Annotated in this window: 14 protein-coding genes and 1 pseudogene; 10 read left to right on the top strand and 5 right to left on the bottom strand. The window is 70.6% G+C overall.

From position 1 onward, the window contains the following. Positions 1 to 233 precede the first annotated feature (233 nt). Positions 234 to 791: a transglycosylase SLT domain-containing protein gene (locus SNA_RS17725; RefSeq protein ID WP_044365738.1), complete on the top strand. Its 558-nt coding sequence runs from the start codon at positions 234 to 236 to the stop codon at positions 789 to 791. 95 nt (positions 792 to 886) lie between these two features. Here SNA_RS17725 and SNA_RS41305 read toward each other — a convergent pair whose 3' ends face one another. Then, the gene (locus SNA_RS41305; protein WP_104531987.1) at positions 887 to 1,189 is read right to left on the bottom strand and encodes a hypothetical protein; all 303 of its coding nucleotides are present in this window, start codon (positions 1,187 to 1,189) and stop codon (positions 887 to 889) included. Between the two features lie 708 nt (positions 1,190 to 1,897). Between SNA_RS41305 and SNA_RS17735 the strand changes: the two genes are divergently transcribed. Continuing rightward, positions 1,898 to 2,584, top strand: a complete 687-nt coding sequence (locus SNA_RS17735; protein ID WP_198535060.1) for a transglycosylase SLT domain-containing protein — start codon at positions 1,898 to 1,900, stop codon at positions 2,582 to 2,584. A 293-nt stretch (positions 2,585 to 2,877) separates the two neighbouring features. Next, on the top strand, positions 2,878 to 3,738 hold the full coding sequence (locus SNA_RS17740; protein ID WP_044365741.1) for a lysozyme: 861 nt from the start codon (positions 2,878 to 2,880) through the stop codon (positions 3,736 to 3,738). A 138-nt stretch (positions 3,739 to 3,876) separates the two neighbouring features. Here SNA_RS17740 and SNA_RS17745 read toward each other — a convergent pair whose 3' ends face one another. Both SNA_RS17745 and SNA_RS17750 read right to left on the bottom strand, forming a co-directional pair. Then, positions 3,877 to 4,266 carry a VOC family protein gene (locus tag SNA_RS17745; RefSeq protein ID WP_030073445.1) on the bottom strand — a complete coding sequence of 130 codons (390 nt, stop codon included), beginning with the start codon at positions 4,264 to 4,266 and terminating at the stop codon, positions 3,877 to 3,879. A 107-nt stretch (positions 4,267 to 4,373) separates the two neighbouring features. After that, positions 4,374 to 5,444 carry a LacI family DNA-binding transcriptional regulator gene (locus SNA_RS17750; RefSeq protein WP_030073443.1) on the bottom strand — a complete coding sequence of 357 codons (1,071 nt, stop codon included), beginning with the start codon at positions 5,442 to 5,444 and terminating at the stop codon, positions 4,374 to 4,376. Positions 5,445 to 5,673: 229 nt separating this feature from the next. Here SNA_RS17750 and SNA_RS17755 point away from each other — a divergent pair. From SNA_RS17755 to SNA_RS17780, 6 genes and pseudogenes are all read left to right on the top strand, one after another. Beyond that, positions 5,674 to 6,979 (top strand): annotated as a pseudogene (locus SNA_RS17755) (ABC transporter substrate-binding protein). Positions 6,980 to 6,986: 7 nt separating this feature from the next. Then, the gene (locus tag SNA_RS17760) at positions 6,987 to 7,922 is read left to right on the top strand and encodes a carbohydrate ABC transporter permease (RefSeq protein ID WP_078969963.1); all 936 of its coding nucleotides are present in this window, start codon (positions 6,987 to 6,989) and stop codon (positions 7,920 to 7,922) included. 101 nt (positions 7,923 to 8,023) lie between these two features. Then, entirely contained in the window at positions 8,024 to 8,887 is an 864-nt protein-coding gene (locus SNA_RS17765; protein ID WP_044365886.1) for a carbohydrate ABC transporter permease, read from the top strand. 51 nt (positions 8,888 to 8,938) lie between these two features. Further along, a complete protein-coding gene (locus tag SNA_RS17770; RefSeq protein WP_030073437.1) occupies positions 8,939 to 10,174 on the top strand; it encodes a glycoside hydrolase 5 family protein in 1,236 nt (411 codons plus the stop codon). 90 nt (positions 10,175 to 10,264) lie between these two features. Next, a complete protein-coding gene (locus SNA_RS17775; RefSeq protein WP_044365744.1) occupies positions 10,265 to 12,340 on the top strand; it encodes an endo-beta-N-acetylglucosaminidase in 2,076 nt (691 codons plus the stop codon). A gap of 51 nt (positions 12,341 to 12,391) precedes the next feature. After that, a complete protein-coding gene (locus SNA_RS17780; RefSeq protein WP_030070445.1) occupies positions 12,392 to 15,445 on the top strand; it encodes an alpha-mannosidase in 3,054 nt (1,017 codons plus the stop codon). A 60-nt stretch (positions 15,446 to 15,505) separates the two neighbouring features. On the opposite strand, the gene SNA_RS42435 is transcribed toward SNA_RS17780, so the two are convergent. Further along, positions 15,506 to 15,715, bottom strand: coding sequence for a hypothetical protein (locus tag SNA_RS42435; protein WP_037792942.1), 210 nt, complete (start codon positions 15,713 to 15,715; stop codon positions 15,506 to 15,508). 192 nt (positions 15,716 to 15,907) lie between these two features. Between SNA_RS42435 and SNA_RS17790 the strand changes: the two genes are divergently transcribed. Beyond that, complete coding sequence (locus SNA_RS17790; protein WP_030070446.1) at positions 15,908 to 16,105, top strand: antitoxin; 198 nt, start codon at positions 15,908 to 15,910, stop codon at positions 16,103 to 16,105. A 143-nt stretch (positions 16,106 to 16,248) separates the two neighbouring features. Here the strand turns inward: SNA_RS17790 and SNA_RS17795 are convergent, their stop codons facing one another. Continuing rightward, positions 16,249 to 16,458, bottom strand: a complete 210-nt coding sequence (locus SNA_RS17795; protein WP_030070447.1) for a cold-shock protein — start codon at positions 16,456 to 16,458, stop codon at positions 16,249 to 16,251. Positions 16,459 to 16,487 lie beyond the last annotated feature (29 nt).

Genomic DNA, 16,487 nt, shown 5'->3' on the forward strand with positions numbered 1-16,487 from the left:
GAGCGCCTTCCGCGGCCTTTACAACGGACATTTCACGTCATCTCACGAACATCGGTAGTACTCGGCACCATTGCCACCATCCAGGGCGCTGGCTAAACATGTTTCTCGGCAGCACCGAGAACGAGCCGATGACCTCAGCCAGAGCGGCGAGCGCGGCACAGACCCTCGGGACACAACAGCCACCGAAGGCCACCCGCCTTTACCCGCCACCCCCCTGGAAGAGGTCACTTCGCATGCTTCGCACCACCCTGCCCCGCACCGCCCGCATCGGCCGCACCCACAAGCTCTCCGCGGCGCTGGTGGCCACCGCGAGCTGCGCGGCGGCCGTTGCGCTGGCGACGCCGAGCCAGGCCGCGACGCCGGCCGGCCACCTGGCCGCCGCGACCGCCGCCGACCACATCAAGGTCACCGCCGTCGCCACGCAGGCGCACACCGCGAAGCAGGCCGCGTCCAAGGACGGGCAGCAGTACGGGAACAACCTGGACGGCTGGATCCGTCAGTCGCTCGACATCATGAAGTCCAAGGGCATTCCCGGCTCCTACGAGGGCCTGCACCGCAACATCATGCGGGAGTCCAGCGGCAACCCCAACGCCGTCAACGGCTGGGACGTCAACGCCGTCAACGGCATACCGTCCAAGGGTCTGCTCCAGGTCATCCAGCCGACGTTCAACACGTACCACGTGGCCGGCACCGCCGATAACCTGACCGACCCGGTCGCCAACATCACCGCCGCCGCCAACTACGCGGCCGCCCGCTACGGCTCGATCGACAACGTCAACTCCGCCTACTGAGCCGCCTTCTCAACGGCACACGGCAGCAGCAACGGCAGTGGCCCTGCCCGCATCGCGCGGGCAGGGCCACTGCCGTTCTCGTTGCTGTCCAGGCGTCAGAAGCCGATCCCGCCCCAGGGACCGAACAGCGCGTGCAGCACACGGCCGACGAGGAACAGGCCCTCGCGGTCGTAGCGGTGGCGACCGTCACCGCGGCCCTCGTCGCGACCGCCACCACCACCGCGGGCGCGGTCGTCCATGCGGACGTGACGACGGCCCTCGTCCATCCGCATGTGCCGACCCTGGCTGTGGTGCGCGCGCTGCCCGTGTTCGGGGTTGGGCGTCGCGGCGGCAGCACCGGTGGCGATGACGCCCGCCACAAGGGCGCCGGTGAGAACGGTGGAAACACGACGTAGCATGGGATTTCCCTACGGTGAGTGAGCGGTGAACTACACCTTGCGGTCTCACCATCGGGCACATAGGGATCCGCGGCCACACGACAGCCCGGATGCTGCTGCGAACGGACCATCAGCACCGCCGTTTCGCCGTAGCGAAATCTCCCTGACGGGCTAGCTCGATGGACGCCCGAAGGCGGGTGGCGTATCGCACCGCACCGCGTCCCTTACCGGTTGCCGTGCGTGCCCGTATTCCGCGCCCTTCCAGGTCCCGGAATGGTGCCGTGCGCCACATTTCTGGAATCCGTGAGACCCGGCTCACTGAATAACCCGGATTCCCTTCCGGCGTCCCGGGCAGAGGACGGGTACGGGGAAAGCTCAATTCGCATGTGAGCCAGGCAACTTTGGCGCGGCAGGGGAAGGCAATTCGGGGCCGCCACGGGTGATGCCGGGCACAGGGCGTACGTCACGTACGACCTCGACTAGTGGACGAAATAGCGCCGCTGGGGCGGGAAATGGGCCCGGGTGCGGGCGTGGCCGGGTATCTCACGAAGATGCCTAGTACCGGCCATCATTGCCAGCGACCGGGGCGGTCGCTAACTATGGATTTGCGCCGGGAACGAGCCAGCGAATTAAGCCTCTGAAGGCGAACGCAGCGAATAACTCCCGGACGCACCACGCGCCGCAGTAAAGGCCATCTCCCCCGTCCCCCGTACCTGGAAGAGGTCACGCATGCCCAGCTTCACCCTGCCCCGCACCGCCCGCATCACCACCACTCACAAGGTCGCCACCGCCGTCCTGGTCGCCGCCGGTGCCACCACGGCCCTGGCCGTCACCGCCCAGCCGAGCACCGCGCAGGCCACCGCCTCGCACGCTTCGGTCGCGGTCAAGCCGGTGAGCGCGAACGGTATGCCGACCCCGGTGCAGGTCAAGAGTGACGCTCCCAAGGTCGCGCACCCGGCCATCGAGGCCGTCGCCGCCCAGGTCAAGGCCCAGGAAGCCCCGAAGAAGGCGCACACCGCCAAGCAGGCCGCCAACCGCTCCACCGAGCGCAAGGCCGTGCGCAAGGCTGAGCCCAAGGCCGAGCCCAAGCGCTATGCGAACAACCTGGACGGCTGGATCCGTCAGTCGCTCGACATCATGAAGGCCAAGGGCATTCCGGGCACCTACGAGGGCCTGCACCGCAACATCATGCGGGAGTCCAGCGGCAACCCCAACGCCGTCAACGACTGGGACATCAACGCCATCAACGGCATTCCCTCGAAGGGTCTGCTCCAGGTGATCCAGCCCACGTTCGACCGTTTCCACGTGGCCGGTACCGCCGACAGCCTGACGGACCCGGTCGCCAACATCACCGCCGCGGCCAATTACGCGGCCGACCGTTACGGCTCGATCGACAACGTGAACTCCGCGTACTGAGCCTGGGGGCAGGACATCGTGAACAAGCCGACGGAGCGGTCGGCGTAGGCAGTGCGAAGCGGCGGAATGGCGCGTTCGCCGCTGCACAGCCCAACGGGCCCCGGCATTGAGCCGGGGCCCGTTCGCATGCCCGGATATGACGGCCGGTCGGGTGAGATGCCCCGGCCGGTCGGCGGACCGCGGCCCGGTCGGGCCTTAGCTGCGGTCGGATGAGCGTATGAGTCTTCTTATCGGCAGAATTCTGCTCGCATTCCGCCGTACCTGACCCAACCGAAGGACTTCGGAGGCACGCGATGCCCTTGCGCAGATCCGGTCCGGCCCGCCGCCGCTCACGCCATATCGTGGCCGGAACGTTCGTCTCTCTCTTCACCGTGCTCGTGCTGCCCCTCACGCTGCCCGGCGCCGCTGGGGCCTCGGACGCGGGAAAGAGACCCGCGCACCCCGAGCAGGACTGGATGGGCTCCACCATCGCCGCCCACGAGGGGGGCGACCGCGCCGGGGGCGCCGAGCCGCGGGGTGGCCGGCCGGCCGTGGCCGGTGTGGATGTCTCCAGCCACAACGGCAAGATCGGCTGGTCGGGGCTGCGCGACGCCGGCATGAAATTCGCCTACGTCAAGGCCACCGAGGGCGACAATTACCGGAACCCGTACTTCCGTCAGCAGTACAAGGGCGCATACGACGCGCGGCTCATCCACGGTGCCTACCATTTCGCGCTGCCGGACCACTCCTCCGGTGCCGTGCAGGCGCATTACTTCGCGACCCACGGCGGTGCCTGGTCGCGGGACGGCAGGACGCTGCCGGGGGCACTCGACCTGGAGTACAACCCGTACGGTTCGACGTGCTACGGCAAGAGCCACCCGGAAATGACCGACTGGATCGCGGATTTCGCGCGGACCTACCGGGCCAAGACCGGACGCGACGTGGTGATCTACACCTCGACCAACTGGTGGAAGCGGTGCACCGGGAACTCCGCGCGCTTCGGCATCTCCAACCCGCTGTGGATCCCGCATTACGGCGGCTCGCTCGGCGCGCTGCCGGCCGGCTGGAAATTCCACAGCATCTGGCAGCACACCTCGTCGGGTCCGGGCATCGGTGACCGCAACCGTTTCAACGGTTCGCTCTCCCGGCTCATGGTCCTCGCGAACGGCGGCTGACCCCTCCCTGCCCCCGCGCCTCATCTCCGCGCGGTAACGGCCGGTCCCCGGCGCCTCTTTCGGCGCCGGGGACCGGCCGTTGTGTCCAACTTCGGGGGAATTCCGGAATATCTCGGACCGCCCGACACAAGTTCCGTGTTACGTCGCGGAATTGCCGTACGGCTGAGTGAGGATTTCCAAGGCATGGCCCGCGGGATCCAGGAAGTACACGCCGCGCCCGCCGTGGTGGTGATTGATCTCGCCCGGATGCTGCTGCCGGGGATCGGCCCAGTACGTGAGCCCGGCTTCCTTGATGCGGGCGAACGACGCATCGAACTCGTCCTCCGAGACGAGGAAGGCGTAGTGCTGCATCGTGAGGTGCTGCGGATCGACGGTGGCGAAGTCCAGTGTGACGCCATTGGACGTGGCGACGGGAATGAAGGGGCCCCATTCCGGACCGACCTCAAGGCCAAGGATATGCGCCAGGAATTCGGCGGAAGCCCGGTTGTCCCGGGCGGAAATGATGGTGTGGTTCAACTCGACTGACACGGTGGAATGCCTCCAGCGGGCATCTCCCGGGCACCTCCACGCTTCACCCGGACGGTGACCGACGCGCGATGCCGTGCGCACATCCTCGGCATGTGGCAAAGGCGCTGTCAAGGCGCGCCGGTGCTCTCCCGTTCTTCCAGATGCGGCAGTTCGCCCTGCACGGCGCGTACCGGACCGCCGTCGAGGACGGCGCGGAGTTCCTGGGCGGCGAGCCGGCCGAAGGCGGCGGTGTCGCGGACAAGTGCCGTCAGCCGGGGGTGAGTTACCCGGCACAGCGGAGAGTCGTCCCAGGCGACGATCGAGAGGCCGCGCGGGACGGGGATACCGCGCTCGGCGGCGACCGAGGCGCCGGCCACCGCCATCACATCGTTGTCGTAGATGATCGCCGTGGGCGGTTCGGCCGTGTCGAGGAGGCGGCGGGTGGCCTCGGCGCCCTCGGCGTCGGAGTAGTCGGTGGTCACCGAGCGGACCTGGCGCGTATCGAGGCCGCGCCGGGCCGCCTCACTGCGCAGTGAGCGGATCCGGCGTGCGGTGTGGGCCAGTTCCGGCAGGCCGGCCACATGGACGATGCGGCGGTGGCCGAGGCCGTGGAGGTGGTCGAGGATCCGTGCCATGGCCTTGGCGTCGTCGGCCCATACGGTGGGCAGCGGGGGCGGCGCGGAGTCCGGTCCGGGGGTGGCCAGGCCGCCGACGACGACCGCGGGGAGGCCGAGCGAGCCGAGCAGCCGCGGCCGCGGGTCCTCGGTGCGCGGGTTGACGACGAGCACGCCGTCCACCCGGCGTTCGGCCCACCAGCGGCGGTAGAGCGCGCATTCGGCCGCGAGGTCCGGCACGACCTGGAGGAGCAGCGCGGTGCGGTGCGCGGAGAACACTTCCTGGATGCCGGAGACCAGTTGGAGGAAGAACGACTCCACGCCGAGGGTCCGTGCGGGGCGGGCGAGCACCAGCCCGATGCAGTCGGCGCGGTCGCCGGACAGGGCGCGGGCGGCGCTGTTGGCCTGCCAGCCCAGTTCCTGTGCCACGCGCCGGATCCGGGTGCGGGTGCGGTCGGAGACGCCCGGACGGCCGTTGAGCGCGAAGGAGACGGCGCTTTCCGAGACCCCGGCCCGTCGGGCGATGTCCTTGATCGTCGGCCGGCGTGCCGGGGGTCGGCGGGCGGCCTCACCGGATGCTGTCATGGCGCACTTCCTCGGGGCGTGGACGGTACTCACTAAACCGCATTAGTAGCGGCAGTCCGAGCAGACTGACCAGCGAGAAAAGATCTGTCAACCCGCTTTTCGGCCGCTTCCTGGGAGACCGCGCGGTCCCCGGTATTGACACTCGCCAAATCGCCTCAGTACGGTCTGCCGCATCGTTACGGTGTGGCCGTCATACAGCAATTCTGCTTGTATCGCAAAGGAGCCAGCCATGCGTATCTTTCGCCGTGGAGCCGTGGTCGGCGTGGCCCTGGTGACCTCAGTGATGGCGCTTACCGCGTGCGGGGGCCCGGGAAATTCCGCGGGGTCCGACGCTGTCACGGGAAAGGTCGAGGGGCAGGTCACCTTTCAGACCTGGAATCTCAAGGCGCATTTCAAGGATTACTTCGAGGGTGTGATCGCGGACTTCGAGAAGAAGTATCCGGACGCCCATGTGAAGTGGATCGACCAGCCGGCCGAGGGCTATCCGGACAAGCTCAGCGCGGATGCGGCGGGGGGCACGCTGCCCGATGTCGTCAATGTGTCGCCCGATCTCGCCTATCCGCTGGCGAAGGCGGGGCTCGCGCTCGACCTGGACAAGGCCGCGGGGAGGTACCGCGGGGAGGTACCGCGGGGAGTATCTCGCCGGGGCGTGGCGCAGCCAGCGGATGCCGGGGCTGCCGGGGGTCTACGCCTTCCCGTGGTATCTGAACACCGGCCCGATGTTCTACAACAAGCAGCTCTTCGCGCGGGCCGGTCTCGATCCGGAGAAACCTCCGAAGACCTATGACCGGCTCTTCGCGGATGCCGTGACGATGGCGAAGCGGAGCGGCGGGAAGACGGCGATGCTGGCGAGTACGCCGAGCATCGAGGATTTTGGACGCTATGGCGTACGGCTGATGAATTCCAGCGGCACTCGGTTCACGTTCAATGATCCCAAGGGCGTCGAGTTGTTACGGCATTACCGGGAGCTGTATGCGGCCGGGGCGCTGGATTCGCAGGCGCTCACCGCACAGGCCGAGTCCGCGGGGCGGAAGTTCGAGCAGCAGTCGGTGGCCATGAATCCGGGCAGCGCGCTGGATCTGGAGAATTTCCGGAAAGAGGCGCCGGGTCTGTACCGGAACATCGGGATCACGGATGCGGTCAACAACACCGGCCGGGCCAATATGTATGTCCAGGGCCTGATGGTGAATGCGCAGAGCAGGGTGAAGCCGGCCGCCGTGGCGTTCGCTCATTTCGTCACCGGCGCGCAGCAGCAGATGGCCTTCGCCAGGAAAGTGGCGATCTTTCCCAGTACCAAGGGGACGCTGGACGATCCGTACTTCACCAGGGAGGACGGCACCGATGCGACCCGGGTGCGGGTGGCCGCGGCCCGGTCGCTGCGGACCGCGGTGAACTACACGCCGGTGGCGCTCAGCGATCAGATGAAGACGGTGCTGCGCAATGCGGTCGCCCGGGCGGTGCAGGGCAAGCAGTCGCCGAAGGCGGCGCTGGACGCAGCGGCCGCCGAGTGCAACCGCCTGCTCGCGACGGGCTGAGGCCACGGTGAGCGCCCGGCGGCCCGCCCGTCGTACCTGCCCCCGCATCTGTACCCGCCCCCGCCCCCGTATCCGTACGCATCTGCCGTCGACTCCCTGGCTGTTCCTGGCGCCCGGGCTGCTGATCTCCGCGGCGTTCGGCCTCTACCCGTTTCTGAGCACCGTCGCGCATTCCTTCACCGACGCGCGCACCCTCACCGGCGGGCGCTATGTCGGCGGCGCCAACTACCGGGAGCTGATCCACGACGCGATGTTCTGGACGGGGCTGCGCAACAGCCTGCTGTACGTCCTGGGGGTCGTCCCGCTGCTGGTGATCCTGCCGCTGCTGCTGGCCCTCCTGGTGCGCCGGCACATCCCCGGGATCACCTTCTTCCGGGCCGCGTTCTACACCCCGGTGGTGGCCTCCGTCGTCGTGGTCGGGCTGATCTGGGTGTGGCTGCTGGACGACCGGGGGCTGATCAATGCGCTGCTGGAGGGGCTCGGGTTCGGGCGGGTCGGTTTTCTCGGCGATCCGTGGTTGCTGCTGCTCAGCGCGATGGCGGTGACCGTCTGGAAGGGGCTCGGCTACTACATGATCATTTATCTGGCGGCGCTCGCCGGTGTCCCCCGTGAGCTGCACGAGGCGTGTGCGGTCGACGGCGCGGGGACCGTGCGCCGCTTCGTCACGGTGACCGTGCCCGCGGTGCGGCCGACGATGGTGCTGGTGGGCGCGCTGGCCTCGGTCAATGCGTTCAGGGTGTTCTCCGAGGTCTATCTGATGGCCGGTCCGACGGGCGGCCCCGGCGGCGAGGACACCACCTTGGTGATGCTCGTCCGGCAGGTCGGTACCGGTCTCAGCGGCCGGGTCGGCTATGCCTCGGCACTGTCCGTCGTCGTCTTCGTCCTCACCCTCGGCCTGATGCTGCTGGTGCTGCGCGCCTCGCGGCGGGAGGGCGGGGCATGAGCGAGCGCAGCGAGCTCATCATCAAAGGGCGCGCGCTGAGCGAATGCGAAGCCGAACGTAGCGTGGGGGTACCCCCGGTCGGAGACGGGGGGAGTTTCGGCATGAGCCGCACGGACCGGGAGGAGCGGCGGGGCGAACGGCGGCTGCCCCGCCGGCAGCTGGCGCTGCGGTACGTGCTGCTGCTGGCCGTCCTGGCCCTCACGGTCGGCCCGTTCCTGTGGCAGCTGTCCACCTCCCTCAAGGGGCCCGGCGAGGACCTCTACCGCTATCCGCCGAGCCTCGTCCCGCACCACCCCACGCTCGCCAACTACGCGGGCGTGGCCCGGATCGTCCCCGTGTGGGACTTCGCGCTGAACTCGCTCAAGGTGGCCACCGCCAATGTGCTCACCAACTGCGCGGGCGCCGCGCCGGCGGGCTACGCGCTGGCCCGGCTGCGCTTTGCGGGCCGCACGGCCGCGCTGGGGGTCTTCCTCATGGCGATGCTGGTGCCGGTCGAAAGCATCATGATCGCCCAGTTTCTGACGATGCGGGATCTCCGGCTGAACGACACCCTGCTCGGGGTGGTCCTGCCCGGCTGTATCGGTGCGATGAATGTGCTGCTGATGCGCAATGCCTTCGCCGGACTGCCCTACGAGATCGAGGAGGCGGCCTTCGTCGACGGCGCGAACGCCTGGCAGCGGTTCGTACGGATAGCGCTGCCGTCGGTCCGGGGCACCCTCGCCGTCGTGGCGATCTTCGCCTTCATGGGCGCCTGGGACGACTTCCTGTGGCCGCTGATCGTGCTCAGCGACCAGTCGAAATTCACCCTGACCATCGGCCTGAACTTCCTGCACGGCACCTTCGCCGACGACCAGCGGCTGGTCGCGGCGGGCACGGTCATCGCCGTCCTGCCGCTGATCGTGCTGTTCGCCTGTCTCCAGCGTTATTTCTTCCGCGGCGTCGGCGAGGGTGCCGTCAAGGGCTGATCCGGCCGCCGCCCCGAGCCCCGCGCCCCGTTCCGCCCTTTGGAGGAGCCCATGCGATTCGGCGCCAACTACACGCCCGGCCAAGGGTGGTTCCACCACTGGCTGGACTTCGACCTGGATGCCGTACGCGCCGATCTCGACTCCCTGGCCGGGCTCGGGCTCGACCACATCCGGGTCTTTCCGCTCTGGCCGCTCTTCCAGCCGCACCGCACCCTGATCCGGCCGCGCGCCGTGGACCAGCTCGTCCAGCTGGCCGATGCGGCCGCCGAACGCGGCCTGGACGTCGCCGTCGACGGCCTCCAGGGACATCTCTCCAGTTTCGACTTCCTGCCCGCCTGGACGCAGACCTGGCACCGCCGCTCTCTCTTCACCGATCCCGAGGTGCTCGCCGCCCAGGAGGAGTATCTGCGGACGCTCGCCGCCGCCCTCGCCGACCGGCCCGCCTTTCTCGGGATGACGGTCGGCAACGAGATCAACCAGTTCGCGGACGGCCCGCACCCGGATCCGGACCGCATCACCGCCGCCCAGGCCACGGCCTGGCTGGAACGGATGCTGGCGGCGTGCGAACGGGGCGCGCCGGGCCGGATGCATGTGCACGCCGAGTACGACGCGGCCTGGTACCGCGACGGGCACCCCTTCACCCCCGCGCAGGCCGCCCGGCTCGGCGCCGCGACCGCCGTGCACTCCTGGGTGTTCAACGGCACCGCGCAGCGCCATGGCCCGGACGGTATCGCCACCGAGCAGCACGCCGCGTATCTGATCGAGTTGTCCAAGGCGTGGGCCGCCGATCCGCACCGCCCGGTATGGCTCCAGGAGGTCGGCGCGCCGGCCCCGCTCATCCCCGAGGACCGGGCGGCCCGTTTCACGGAGGCGACCGTCGTCAACGCGCTGGACTGCCCGGACCTGTGGGGCATCACCTGGTGGTGCTCCCATGACGTCTCGCGGTCGCTGGCGGACTTCCCGGAGCTGGAGTACGGGCTGGGGCTGCTCGCCAACGACCGTACGGTCAAGCCGGCGGGCCGGGCGTTCGCCGCACTGGCCGGGCAGTGGCGCGGCCGGGACCACCGGCCGCCGCCGCGTACCACCGCGCTGGTCGTCGATGCCGGCGGCGCCCAGGACGCTCCGTACCGCTCGGTGTGCGCGCCCGGAGGCGCGGTCTTCGAGGCGTGGGCGAGGCTCACCGCGCAAGGGGTCCGCCCGTGCCTCGTACTGGCCGAACGGGCCGAGGACGCCGGACATCTGAAGGAACGTCAGATCACCGAGGTCCGCACTCCCGACGAGGTCTAGCAGGCCCTTGCGCCCCCGGCTCCAGCTCCGCACTCCCCCACCGAAGCCACCGAAGCCACCGAAGCCACCGAAGCCACCGAAGGAGCCTCCATGTCCCCGCACCCCCGGCCGCCGTCCCGCCGCCGTGTGCTCCTGGCCGGGGCGGGCGCGGCGGCCGCGCTGCTCGGTCCCGCGCCCGCCGCGGGGGCCACCGGGCGCCGCGGCGCGGCCGACTCCTTGCAGCCGTACGCGTCGTACTGGTTCCCCGACTCGCTGCCGCCGGGCGCGCCGGGGGACGGCATCACCTGGCGGAGCCTGGCCGACTGGACACCCGAGGGCGACCGGGATCTGGCGTTCAATGCCGCCTCCGTGCCGCTGGCCGAGCGGTTCACGCCGGTCCCGGCGAACACCACGGCCCGCGCCGGTCAGGCCCGGATCAGCGCGCTGGCGGCCTTCGACCACACCGCGGGCAATCCGTCGCAGGGCTCGGCCACCGCCGATTTCTACGCGCCGACGCACTGGGCCTACCTCGATGAGCTGGTCTTCTGGGGCGGTTCGTCCGGCGAGGGCCTGATCCTGGCCCCGAACGCCCCGGTGACCGATGCGGCGCACCGCAACGGGGTCCCCGTCCTGGGTACGGTCTTTCTGCCGCCGAGCGCCTTCGGCGGCGATCTGCGCTGGACCCGCGATCTGGTGCAGCGGGACGCGGCCGGGGGCTTTCCGCTCGCCGCGCAGCTGGTGCGGGTCGCGGCCGCGTACGGCTTCGACGGCTGGTTCGTCAACGCCGAGACCGACGGCGGGGATGCCGCGCTGGCCGACCGGATGCGCGGCTTCCTCAAGGCGCTGCGCGCCGCGGGCGGCGCCCGGGGGCTGCGGATCACCTGGTACGACGCGCTGAACACCACCGGCGAGGTCGGCTGGCAGGGCGCGCTCGATGCGCTCAACCGGCCGTTCTTCCAGGACGCCACGGGCCCGGTCGCCGATGGGCTGTTCCTGGACTTCCGCTGGAGCGCGCGGTCGCTGGCGGATTCGGGGCGGCTGGCGGAGCGGCTGGGCCGTAGCCGCTACGACCTGTGGGCCGGGGTCGATGTGGAGTCGGCGGGCTGGGACTCCCCCGTCGACTGGGACGCGATCGTCCCCGCCGACGGCGCGCAGGTGGTCTCGTACGGCTTCTACCGGCCCGAATGGACGCTCCACCACCTCCCCCAGGGGCGTACCCCGGGCGATTTCCACGCCGCGGACGACCGGTTCTGGTGCGGTGAGCGGCTCGATCCGGCCAGGCCGGGCGGCGGCAGCGGGTGGCGGGCGCCCGCGGCGGCGGTCGCCGACCGGTCGACGCTCACCGCGCTGCCGTTCGCGACCACCTTCAATACCGGGCACGGTCTGCGCTGGTACGAGGAAGGGGTAGCGACCTCCCCCGCGCCGTGGAACCACCTCGGGCTCCAGGACCGGCTGCCGCCCCGCCGCTGGTCGGTGCGGACCGCGGGCCGGCGCCCGCGGCTCTCCCTGGACTTCGCGGACGCCTGGCGCGGCGGCAGCAGCCTGCTGGTACGGGGCGGGCTCGACGCCCCGGCGACCGTGGAGCTGTTCCCCGCCCGGCTGCCGGCCGACGGGGACACGGTCGTCGAAATGACGCACCGCGTCGATGCGGCGTCGGGTCCGGTCGCCGTCGAGGTGGCCGTCGCGCTGCGCGAGCCGTCGGCGCCGGGCGCGCCCGCACCGTACGCCTTTCTGCCCGCCGGCACGGTCGAGGCGGGCGGCGGCTGGCGGACCGTGTCCGTCCCGCTGGCCGCGCTCGGCCCCGGCGTGCTGCACTCCCTGGGCGTACGGCTGAGCGGCCGGGGCACCGGCGCGGTGGCCTGGCGGCTGGGGGCGCTGGCGGTCCGTTCGGCCGCCGTCCGCCCGGCCGCACCCGCCGGGCTGCGGGTCACCGGGGCGGCCACCGCGGACGGGACGGTGTCCCTGCGGCTCGGCTGGCGGCGCGCCCCCGGACCCATACGCCACTACGCGCTGCACCGCACCCTCCCGGACGGCAGCCGCCGCTTCCTCGGCGGGACCTGCGGCGCCGCGTTCCACGTCCCGGGCCTGCGCCGCGAGGGGAACGAGCAGGCCGTCCGGCTCGCCGTCTGCGCCATATCCGAGCTGTTCACCGCCTCGGATCCCGCCGAGACCACCCATCCCTGGTAGCCCCCACGCATCCCGCCGTCGGACACCCGACTCTTCCAACGGAGCCGCCCCATGCATGACGATCGCGCCCTGATCGAAGCCCGTCTCGCCCGTGTGCTCACCGAACGCATCCGGCCCGCGCTGTATCCGCAGTCGGTACCCCTGGAGGTGGCGGCCTGGGTCGCGCCGGGTGACCCCGTGCCGGTGGCGGAGGGACTGGCGGCCGCGCACAGCCCGATTGCGGTGGGCGACTCATGGGGTGCGCCCTGGGCGACGACATGGTTCAAGGTGACGGGCCGGGTGCCGCGGGAATGGGCCGGGCGCACCGTGGAGGCGGTGCTGGACCTGGGGTTCGACGAGCGGATGCCGGGCTTCCAGTGCGAGGCGCTCGTGTACGCGCCCGACGGCAGCCCGGTCAAGGGTCTCAATCCGCGCAATCAGTGGGTGCGGGTGGGTACGCCGGTCCGCGGCGGCGAACGCGTCGAGTGGCATCTGGAAGCCGCGTCCAACCCCGTGATCCTGGGCGTCCCACCCTTCCGGCCAACGGCGTTGGGCGATCCGGAGACGGCGGGCAGCGCGCCGCTGTACCGGCTGGCGCGCCTGGATCTGGCGGTGTTCGACACCGCGGTGTGGGAGCTGATCCAGGATCTGGAGGTGCTCGGCGAGCTGATGGCGGAGCTGCCGGTGGACGCGCCGCGGCGTTGGGAGGTGCTACGGGCCATCGGGCGGGCGCTGGATGCCGTGGACCTGCGGGACGTGGGCGGGTCGGCGGAGGGGGCCCGTGCGGAACTGCACGAGGTGCTGGCGGCGCCCGCGGCGGCGTCCGCGCACCGGATCAGCGCGGTGGGTCATGCGCATATCGACTCGGCGTGGCTGTGGCCGCTGCGGGAGACCGTACGGAAGGTGGCGCGGACCACGGCGAACATGACGGCGCTGCTGGCGGACGAGCCGGAGTTCGTCTACGCCATGTCGCAGGCGCAGCAGTACGCCTGGATCAAGGAGCACCGCCCGGAGGTCTATGCCCGGGTCCAGCAGGCGGTCGCCGAGGGGCGGTTCGTACCGGCGGGCGGGATGTGGGTGGAATCGGACACCAATATGCCCGGGTCGGAGGCGATGGCCCGGCAGTTCGTCCACGGAAAGCGGTTCTTCCTGGAGGAATTCGGCATCGAGAACGACGAGGTGTGGCTGCCGGACACGTTCGGCTTCGCCGCGGGACTGCCGGGGATCATCAAGGCGGCGGGGTCGAAGTGGCTGCTGACCCAGAAGATCTCCTGGAGCCGGACAAATGCCTTTCCGCATCACACCTTCCGCTGGGAGGGCATCGACGGCACCCGGATCTTCACCCACTTCCCGCCGGTGGACACCTACAACTGCCGGCTGTCGGGCACCGAACTCGCCCATGCGGCACGGAACTTCAGGGACAAGGGGGTCGCCCGGCACTCGCTGGCGCCGACCGGCTGGGGCGACGGCGGGGGCGGCACCACCCGGGAGATGGTCGCCAAGGCCCGCCGGCTGCGCGATCTGGACGGTTCGCCGGTGGTGCGGTGGGAGAAGCCCGCCGATTTCTTCGCCACGGCCCAGGCGGAGTATCCCCAGGCGCCGGTGTGGGTGGGCGAGTTGTATCTGGAGCTGCACCGCGGGACGCTCACCAGCCAGGCGCGCACCAAACGCGGCAACCGCCGCAGCGAGCAGCTGCTGCACGAGGCCGAACTGTGGTCGGCAACGGCCGCGGTGCTGCGCCAACACCCGTATCCCTATGCCGCGTTGGACCGGCTGTGGAAGACCGTGCTGCTGCACCAGTTCCATGACATCCTGCCGGGCTCCTCCATCGCCTGGGTGCACCGGGAGGCCGAGCGGACGTATGCCGCGGTGGCCGCCGAGCTCGAAGAGATCATCGGCGCGGCGCTGGGCGCGCTGGCGGGCGGCGGGAGCACGGAACTCACGGCGAACGCGGCACCGCACGCCCGCTCCGGGATCGCCGCCGGCGCCCTCGGGGTGGCGGCGACCGAAGGTCCCGAGGTACGCGCCGTGCCGCGGCCCGCCTGCGGATTCACCCTCGACAACGGCCTGCTGCGCATCGAGATCGACGCCCGCGGCCTGGTCGTCTCGGCCTACGACCACGACTCGGACCGGGAGGCCGTCGCCCCCGGCTGCGCCGCCAATCTGCTCCAGATCCACCCCGACTTCCCGAACATGTGGGACGCCTGGGACGTGGATTCCTTCTACCGCAATGTCGTCACCGACCTCACCGAGGCGGACGAGGTGGGGCTGCGGACCGCGTCGCCGAGCGGCGCGACGGTACGCGTCGCCCGCTCCTTCGGCGCCTCGCACGTCACCCAGGACCTGACCCTGGCCCGCGGTCAGCGGCGGCTCGATATCGCCACCGACGTCGACTGGCACGAGACGGAGACCTTCCTCAAGGCCGCCTTCCCCCTGGATCTGCACGCCGAACGGTATGCCGCGGAAACCCAGTTCGGGCATCTGTACCGCCCCACGCACACCAACACCAGCTGGGAGGCCGCCAAGTTCGAGGTCTGTGCGCACCGCTTCGTCCACGCGGCGGAACCGGGCTGGGGCGTCGCCCTCGTCAATGACTGTCTCTACGGCCATGACCTGACCCGCGCCGTCCGGGACGGCGACGAGGGCGATCACGGTACGACCACCACCGTACGGCTGTCCCTGCTGCGCGCCCCGCGCTTCCCCGACCCGGAGACCGATCAGGGCCCGCACCACTTCCGCTGTGCCCTGGTGCCCGGCGCCGGGATCGGCGATGCCGTGCGCGAAGGGCATCGCATCAACCTCCCCGAGCGGCGCCTGACCGGCTCCGGCCCGGTGGCGCCCCTGGTCGCGGTGGACAATGACGCCACGGTCGTCACGGCCGTCAAACTCGCCGACGATACGAGCGGCGATGTGGTCGTCCGCCTCCACGAGGCCCACGGCGGTCGGGCCACCGCCACCCTCACCACCGCCTTCGGCCTGTCCGACGCGCTCGCCACGGACCTGCTGGAGCGGCCGACGGACGACGGCCCGGCGCTGGAGCGAGCGGGGAACACCGTCCGGATGGCGCTGCGGCCGTTCCAGATCGTCACCCTGCGGCTGGTGCGGCAAGGCCGGGGCGCGGCGTAACGGCCCTGGTCACGGCAGGTGGTACGGCGAGCCGCGCGGGGTGTCGGCTGTCGGGACGGGTCATCTGGGTTCGGCCGGCCGGGGTGGCGCCGGGGACGCGTCATGGCGCAGTTCGGCGGCCGGGTCCAGGCCCAGCATGTCCATCAGCAGCGACAGATCGTCCGCATCCCGCGCACGGCCGGCCAGCGCCCTTCGGGCGCGGCGCCGTTGCTCATGGGTGGGCATCCGGCGCGGCGCGGTGTCATCGGCAGTGCAGTGTTCATCGCTCACCGCTGCATTCTCGGCCGGGGGGCGGCGCGCTGCCCGTCGGGCGGGCCGGCGGGCCGCCGTCCGCAGGGCCCGGCCCGGTGCGGTCCGTACGGGTGACCGCGGCGGGTGCGCGGGGCCGTGGCGCGCGGATGCATACCGGGAGGCCGGGGGTGATGCTGGAGAGACGGGGGATTGTGGTGAGGAGGGTGCTCCATGTCCGTGATGGACAAGCTCAAGCAGCTGCTGAAGGGCCATGAAGACCAGGCCGGCCAGGGCGTCGACAAGGCCGGGGACTTCGTCGACGAGAAGACCCAGGGCAAGTACAGCGGCCAGACCGACACGGCCCAGGACAAGCTCAAGGAACAGCTCGGCGGCATGGACCAGGACCGGGACAACCCGCCACAGCAGTGATCACGGCCCGTCTCCGGGGGCTCGTACGCCGAACGGGTGACCATCACCCCGTGCTGCGGCCTCCCGCGCGGGTCGTGCGTGCGCCGGACACGCCATGGCGCCCGCTCCCGGCACGGGACGGGCGCCATGGTGCGGGCCGGTGATCAGGCCGGGCAGATGTTCTCCGCCTGGGGGCCCTTCTGGCCCTGGGTGACGTCGAAGGTCACCTTCTGGCCTTCCTGAAGCTCACGGAAGCCCGCGGCTTGGATGTTCGAATAGTGCGCGAAAACGTCGGCGCCGCCGCCGTCCTGTGCAATGAATCCGAAGCCTTTCTCGGAGTTGAACCACTTCACGACGCCGCTGCTGCTGGCCATATCCCTGTCTCCTTCGTGACAAAACGGGC

Source organism: Streptomyces natalensis ATCC 27448 (assembly GCF_000935125.1).
Taxonomy (GTDB): Bacteria; Actinomycetota; Actinomycetes; order Streptomycetales; family Streptomycetaceae; genus Streptomyces; species Streptomyces natalensis.

Bases quoted from the DNA above. Each gene is read 5' to 3' on its own strand.
- SNA_RS17725 (WP_044365738.1), top strand. From the start codon at position 234: ATGCTTCGCACCACCCTGCCCCGCACCGCCCGCATCGGCCGCACCCAC.
- SNA_RS41305 (WP_104531987.1), bottom strand. From the start codon at position 1,189: ATGCTACGTCGTGTTTCCACCGTTCTCACCGGCGCCCTTGTGGCGGGC.
- SNA_RS17735 (WP_198535060.1), top strand. From the start codon at position 1,898: ATGCCCAGCTTCACCCTGCCCCGCACCGCCCGCATCACCACCACTCAC.
- SNA_RS17740 (WP_044365741.1), top strand. From the start codon at position 2,878: ATGCCCTTGCGCAGATCCGGTCCGGCCCGCCGCCGCTCACGCCATATC.
- SNA_RS17750 (WP_030073443.1), bottom strand. From the start codon at position 5,444: ATGACAGCATCCGGTGAGGCCGCCCGCCGACCCCCGGCACGCCGGCCG.
- SNA_RS17765 (WP_044365886.1), top strand. From the start codon at position 8,024: ATGAGCCGCACGGACCGGGAGGAGCGGCGGGGCGAACGGCGGCTGCCC.
- SNA_RS17770 (WP_030073437.1), top strand. From the start codon at position 8,939: ATGCGATTCGGCGCCAACTACACGCCCGGCCAAGGGTGGTTCCACCAC.
- SNA_RS17775 (WP_044365744.1), top strand. From the start codon at position 10,265: ATGTCCCCGCACCCCCGGCCGCCGTCCCGCCGCCGTGTGCTCCTGGCC.
- SNA_RS17780 (WP_030070445.1), top strand. From the start codon at position 12,392: ATGCATGACGATCGCGCCCTGATCGAAGCCCGTCTCGCCCGTGTGCTC.
- SNA_RS17790 (WP_030070446.1), top strand. From the start codon at position 15,908: ATGTCCGTGATGGACAAGCTCAAGCAGCTGCTGAAGGGCCATGAAGAC.
- SNA_RS17795 (WP_030070447.1), bottom strand. From the start codon at position 16,458: ATGGCCAGCAGCAGCGGCGTCGTGAAGTGGTTCAACTCCGAGAAAGGC.